This is a genomic window from Faecalibacterium sp. OF04-11AC, from assembly GCF_003460645.1.
GTDB classification, from domain to species: domain Bacteria; phylum Bacillota; class Clostridia; order Oscillospirales; family Ruminococcaceae; genus Faecalibacterium; species Faecalibacterium prausnitzii_I.
In genome coordinates, this window is sequence record NZ_QTVP01000056.1 from 1 (window position 1) to 4,540 (window position 4,540).

Genomic DNA, 4,540 nt, shown 5'->3' on the forward strand with positions numbered 1-4,540 from the left:
GGGTGGATTGCGCGAGCCGCGCATCTAAAAAGCCCCTCAGGGGCTTTTTTGCCGCCGGGACGGATGGCGGCGGCCGATGCTGTTCGAATCCACCCGCTACGATCCCCTTGATATGTTTCTATAAAACAGAAACTCCAGCACCCGGTTCGGATACTGGAGTTCTTGGTGGAGCGAAGCAACCTAAATCCGAACCATTGCCCTCTGGGGCATCTTTGGCGGCGATTTCATCGAAAGTGATGGTTTTTGTGCCGTCTTTGTAGTTGAACGCAATCAAAACTTTTTCATCATAGAGATAAACAGCATTCACGAATGTATTGATAAGCGTTTCCCGGTGGCTTTTCACGTTCGGGTCGAGCTTGCGGAACCGGGTCAGCCAGAACCGAACCTGATTTTCACTCAACCGAGGCCGAGCGATTTTTTCTTCGGCGATCCGAACCTCAAGTTCTTTCTGCTGGGCTTCCAGCTTTTCCAAACGCGATTTGGTGGAATTGGTCAGCACACCTGCTTGAATGGCGTTCAGCATATTTTCAATGCCGTTCTCTACCTCGCGCATCTGCTTTTCCAGCAAAGGGAGAGTGGTGTTTTCCTGATCCTGCAACTCCATCACTTCCGCAACGATGGCATCAATCACGGCATCGTCCTGAATCAGCTTCATGGTTTCAGCTATGACCAAATCTTCCAGCCACTCTTTACGGACGGTCTTTTTCTTACAGGTCTTGAAACGCTTCGCAGTGGCACACTTATAATAATGATGAACGACCTTGTTTCTACCCGTACCGCACTCGCCGAACATCATCGCGCCGCACATTCCGCAGAACAGCTTGGTGGTGAGCAAATAATCGTCCTCGGCCTTGTGGCGGGCAGGAGCACGGCTGTTCTTTTTGATTTTCAGCTGCACTTCCTCAAACAAATCCTTGTCCACGATGGCCGGGATGCTGTCGGGCATTACGATGTCCTTGAAGTGGTTTTCTCCGATGTAACGTTTGTTCGTCAGCAGCGTCTGAACACTGTTGTAGGTGAACTTCTGGTTGCGGTTGGTGGTCACGCCACTGTCGTTCAGCCAGTTCATCAGTTCCTTCATGGTCGCACCATCGTTGTACCGCCGGAAGGCTTCTACCACAAAGGGGGCTTTCAGCGGGTCGATCTGGAAGAACTTTTCCTCGTCCACCTTGAAGCCAATGGGAATCGTGCCGCCGTTGTACTTGCCCTTCAGAACATTCTCGGTCATGCCGCGCACAACTTTTTCAGAAAGTTCTGCCGAGTAGTATTCAGCCATGCCAGTGAGCATACTTTTGACCATGATACCCGCAGGGCTGTCAGAGATAGGCTCCGTGGCAGATACCAGCTTGACATGATTTCGTTCTAACTGGTACTCATAGTGGGCCGAATCATAGCGGTTTCGGGCAAAACGGTCAAGTTTCCAGACCAGCACAATGTCAAACAACCGCTTCTCGCTGTCCTTGATCATCTGCTGGAAGTCCGGGCGGTTGTCGGTTTTTGCGGAAAGGGCACGGTCAATGTAGTGTTTGACCACAGTGATGCCGTTCTTTTCGGCGTAGGCCGTACATTCACGAATCTGGCCTTCGATGGATTCTTCGCGCTGGTTGTCGCTGGAATAGCGGGCGTAGATTACGGCGGTCATGCGAATACCCCTTTCACTTCATTCTCCGCAGGCGGCGCACAAGGTCGGATGCACTGTACAGCACACGAGCCACCGACACCGCATCCTCGCCCACAATGTAGAACACCGAGTAGTTATCCACCAGCATCTGCCGCAGCCCTTGGGTGCGCTCCGGCTCGCTCTCTACCAGCGCACAGCGTTCCGGCAGGATGTTCAGCGACTGAATGGCTTCTGCAATGCGGTTGTACTGCCCCATAGCCGTATCAGGTTCAAGCAGACGGTCAGCAATGTAGCTGTAGATCTGTTCCATATCGCTGAGGGCTGCATGGGAAATTTTTACGTCATACTGCTTCATCTGTGCTGTTCCCTGAACTGTGCGAATGCGCTTGCGGCATCCACGGTATCACCGTTCTGAATCTCCTTGATGCCCATTTGCAGGGCGGCATGGAGCTGCTCATCGGTCATGGTGTCAGCGTTCAGTGCCGCAGGAGCCTTCGGCAGGGACAGAGAGAAGGGAATGCCGCCAGTCAGGGTGATCTGGCGCAGGTACATATCAATGGCGGTTGCCATCGGGATGCCGAGCTGCTTCAGTACATCTTCGGCTTGCTGCTTGACGGTAGGGTTGACACGAAGATTGAGCGTCATCGTTTTTTCCATGGTTATCACCTCAGTCTCATTGTAACGCATTTTGCGTTGCATGTCAATCGAGTGCGAAGTCGCAATTGAAATTCTCTACATTGCACAATATATTCGTCGTTAAATTGTTTAAAGCGCAGAATATTCATTCGCCAGAATAAATCTTTGGAGTACGCCCAGTTTGTGCTGGGTGGTGAGATTGAGCATTATCTCTCACTCAGCTGTGACCATGGCAGATTTAGAGGATTGACCTTTAATTAGAATATACAGATAAAACCGACAGCCATCTACTTGCGACTTGCAAATAGATGGCTGTCTATTATTAACTACGCATTTTAACAATGATTTTTCTTTTCAACAAGCATTCCGATAATAAACGAAAGTAGGAAAACGAGTAGCCAAATCAAAACTCCGTAGTGTGCCTTGAGCTGCCATACTTTTCCTATATACATATCCGGCGTGATTTTTGTGGCGTTTATTTTGATAATAAAATCGCCCAACACTTGTCCGATCAAAATTCCTGTCCAGTTTCCAGCTGTTGTGATAAGAGCTGCTCTATACATTTCCAGAAAACAGAAAGTAACAGATGCAACCCATAAACACAAATAATAATGGGCTGCTGTCCATTCAAACAAGTAGACTTCATGAAACACTGTTTGAGAAAGAAGATAGCACACCACATATGCTAAAAATACGATCAGCAAAAATCCGAGACAAGTTTTCTTTTTTGACGCTGTGTTCTTCATACGGCTTTTGAATCCTATTCCAATGTGTACCGCCATCTTTGCGTTTCATTATAAAACAGCTTGGCTGCTTACTTCGATACTATTTCGACAGTTGGCATCTTTCCTTCCAATCCGATTTCGTCATCTTCTGCAACTCTATAATTGGTAACATTTATTGAATACATATAATCTGAAATATTTGGATTTTCTTCATCGTCTGGAAGTTCAACTTCAAAAGTCTCAAACTCAAACACATAAGCTGTTCCTTCAATAAGTTCACCAGTTAAGTCTTTCTGGAAATGAAGCAAAAATGGTCTGTCCTGAAAGAAGTGAACAACCGCAACCGTTTTTCCCGGCAGTGCATAGTAATCGGGCAAGATCTGCTCAACAGTGGCCGTAAAAGAACCCGAAAACCGTGCAAAATGTTTTTCATTTCCGGTTGCTTGCTCTTCTCCGTCATGATATCCGGCCTCGTAGCCAGCGGTATAGCCTTCTTCGTATTCTGCATTGTGCTCATCTGAACTTTGAGCATTATTTCCACAGCCAATCAATGTAAGTACCAGCGCAAGGCAAAGAACTATTATAGCCTTCTTTTTCATACGGTTTCCTCCTTCCATGTTTTTCTTCACATTTATCGGACTTTTCCACAGTTTTTGCAAAAACGTTCAGAAGAAGCATTTAATGTTCCGCAGTCCGGGCAATACCATCTTCCGTCTGGCATCGGTTCAACAGGCGAGGGCGTTTGGTGTGCTTTTGCTGGAGTTTGAACGGGTGATGCAGTAAACAGCGGCGCAATATTCACATCTCTACGGCCAACACCAGCAAGGCTTCTAAAATCCAACGATTTAACTTCTTGCGCCAATGTCCGTTTGGGCTCAATGTATTGACCACACCGCTGACAATATCGAACACCCAGCTTGTTTTCATAACCACAATTTTTACAAGTCATCAAAGCTCCCTCCTTGCTTTTTGTTTAGATAACGAAATTTAAGCCTGATTTATTTCGTTTGTCCACAAAATTTTTCAAAATCGTATAGCTGCACATAAATTTCCAGAAAACTTGTAGCACAATCACGATTTTTTCTTTTTATTCAAAGAAACCACCACGGCAGTTCCAGCCACAGGTTATCCATGGCCTGTTCCTCCGTCTTTTTTGCGCGGCCTTTTGTCAGGTGAAAGTATATCGCCGTGCCGATCAGTGGATGTTCCTCGCCATCGGTGAAGCCATAGCGGTACAGCAGATAGGTCTGCTCCCGTTGGGTCAGCCGTTTCAGGCCATCGTACAGCTCCCGGCGCGATTCCTGCTCTTCCATAATGCTCTGTGGCTGCATGGCGTAGGGGTCGGCTATGGCTTCGATGCGCCGCAGTTGTTCCTCTCCCGGCAGAACATCGTCCAGCGAAACACACTGATAGCACACACCATCCTTGTCCTCCGTTACCATCCGCTGTTCAAAAGCGGCAAAGGCATCCCGCACCATGTCCATCATGGCGTTGCGGATGGCAGGAGCCGCATAGGTCAGGAACTTCATGCCGCGCGCTGCATCGAACTTCGGCACAG

General features: G+C 48.0%; 7 protein-coding genes and 1 pseudogene. 1 reads left to right on the top strand and 7 read right to left on the bottom strand.

The genetic code is table 11. The annotated features are described in order from the left end of the window. Positions 1-118: 118 nt before the first annotated feature. From DXA70_RS13440 to DXA70_RS13450, 3 genes are read right to left on the bottom strand one after another with little or no spacing between them, the layout of a single operon-like run. Complete coding sequence (locus DXA70_RS13440; protein WP_128118752.1) at positions 119-1,642, bottom strand: recombinase family protein; 1,524 nt, start codon at positions 1,640-1,642, stop codon at positions 119-121. Between the two features lie 13 nt (positions 1,643-1,655). Continuing rightward, on the bottom strand, positions 1,656-1,976 hold the full coding sequence (locus tag DXA70_RS13445) for a type II toxin-antitoxin system RelE/ParE family toxin (RefSeq protein WP_015537812.1): 321 nt from the start codon (positions 1,974-1,976) through the stop codon (positions 1,656-1,658). Further along, positions 1,973-2,278, bottom strand: a complete 306-nt coding sequence (locus DXA70_RS13450; protein WP_128118753.1) for a type II toxin-antitoxin system RelB/DinJ family antitoxin — start codon at positions 2,276-2,278, stop codon at positions 1,973-1,975. The genes DXA70_RS13445 and DXA70_RS13450 overlap by 4 nt, the downstream gene beginning before the upstream one ends. Before the next feature lie 120 nt (positions 2,279-2,398). On the opposite strand from DXA70_RS13450, the pseudogene DXA70_RS14975 reads away from it, so the two are divergent. Further along, positions 2,399-2,518: pseudogene (locus DXA70_RS14975) on the top strand (DUF6061 family protein); the annotation flags it as partial. Between the two features lie 74 nt (positions 2,519-2,592). Here the strand turns inward: DXA70_RS14975 and DXA70_RS13455 are convergent. The 4 genes from DXA70_RS13455 to DXA70_RS13470 all read right to left on the bottom strand — a co-directional run. After that, the gene (locus DXA70_RS13455) at positions 2,593-3,039 is read right to left on the bottom strand and encodes a hypothetical protein (RefSeq protein WP_112148024.1); all 447 of its coding nucleotides are present in this window, start codon (positions 3,037-3,039) and stop codon (positions 2,593-2,595) included. A gap of 32 nt (positions 3,040-3,071) precedes the next feature. Further along, positions 3,072-3,581: a hypothetical protein gene (locus DXA70_RS13460; protein WP_128118754.1), complete on the bottom strand. Its 510-nt coding sequence runs from the start codon at positions 3,579-3,581 to the stop codon at positions 3,072-3,074. Positions 3,582-3,613: 32 nt separating this feature from the next. Next, positions 3,614-3,931 (bottom strand): zinc-ribbon domain-containing protein, encoded by a 318-nt coding sequence (locus DXA70_RS13465; RefSeq protein WP_118526901.1) that lies wholly within the window; start codon positions 3,929-3,931, stop codon positions 3,614-3,616. 142 nt (positions 3,932-4,073) lie between these two features. After that, on the bottom strand, positions 4,074-4,540 hold a 467-nt coding region (locus DXA70_RS13470), incomplete at its 5' end, for a sigma factor (RefSeq protein WP_128118755.1).

Bases quoted from the DNA above. Each gene is read 5' to 3' on its own strand.
- DXA70_RS13440 (WP_128118752.1), bottom strand. From the start codon at position 1,642: ATGACCGCCGTAATCTACGCCCGCTATTCCAGCGACAACCAGCGCGAA.
- DXA70_RS13445 (WP_015537812.1), bottom strand. From the start codon at position 1,976: ATGAAGCAGTATGACGTAAAAATTTCCCATGCAGCCCTCAGCGATATG.
- DXA70_RS13450 (WP_128118753.1), bottom strand. From the start codon at position 2,278: ATGGAAAAAACGATGACGCTCAATCTTCGTGTCAACCCTACCGTCAAG.
- DXA70_RS13455 (WP_112148024.1), bottom strand. From the start codon at position 3,039: ATGGCGGTACACATTGGAATAGGATTCAAAAGCCGTATGAAGAACACA.
- DXA70_RS13460 (WP_128118754.1), bottom strand. From the start codon at position 3,581: ATGAAAAAGAAGGCTATAATAGTTCTTTGCCTTGCGCTGGTACTTACA.
- DXA70_RS13465 (WP_118526901.1), bottom strand. From the start codon at position 3,931: ATGACTTGTAAAAATTGTGGTTATGAAAACAAGCTGGGTGTTCGATAT.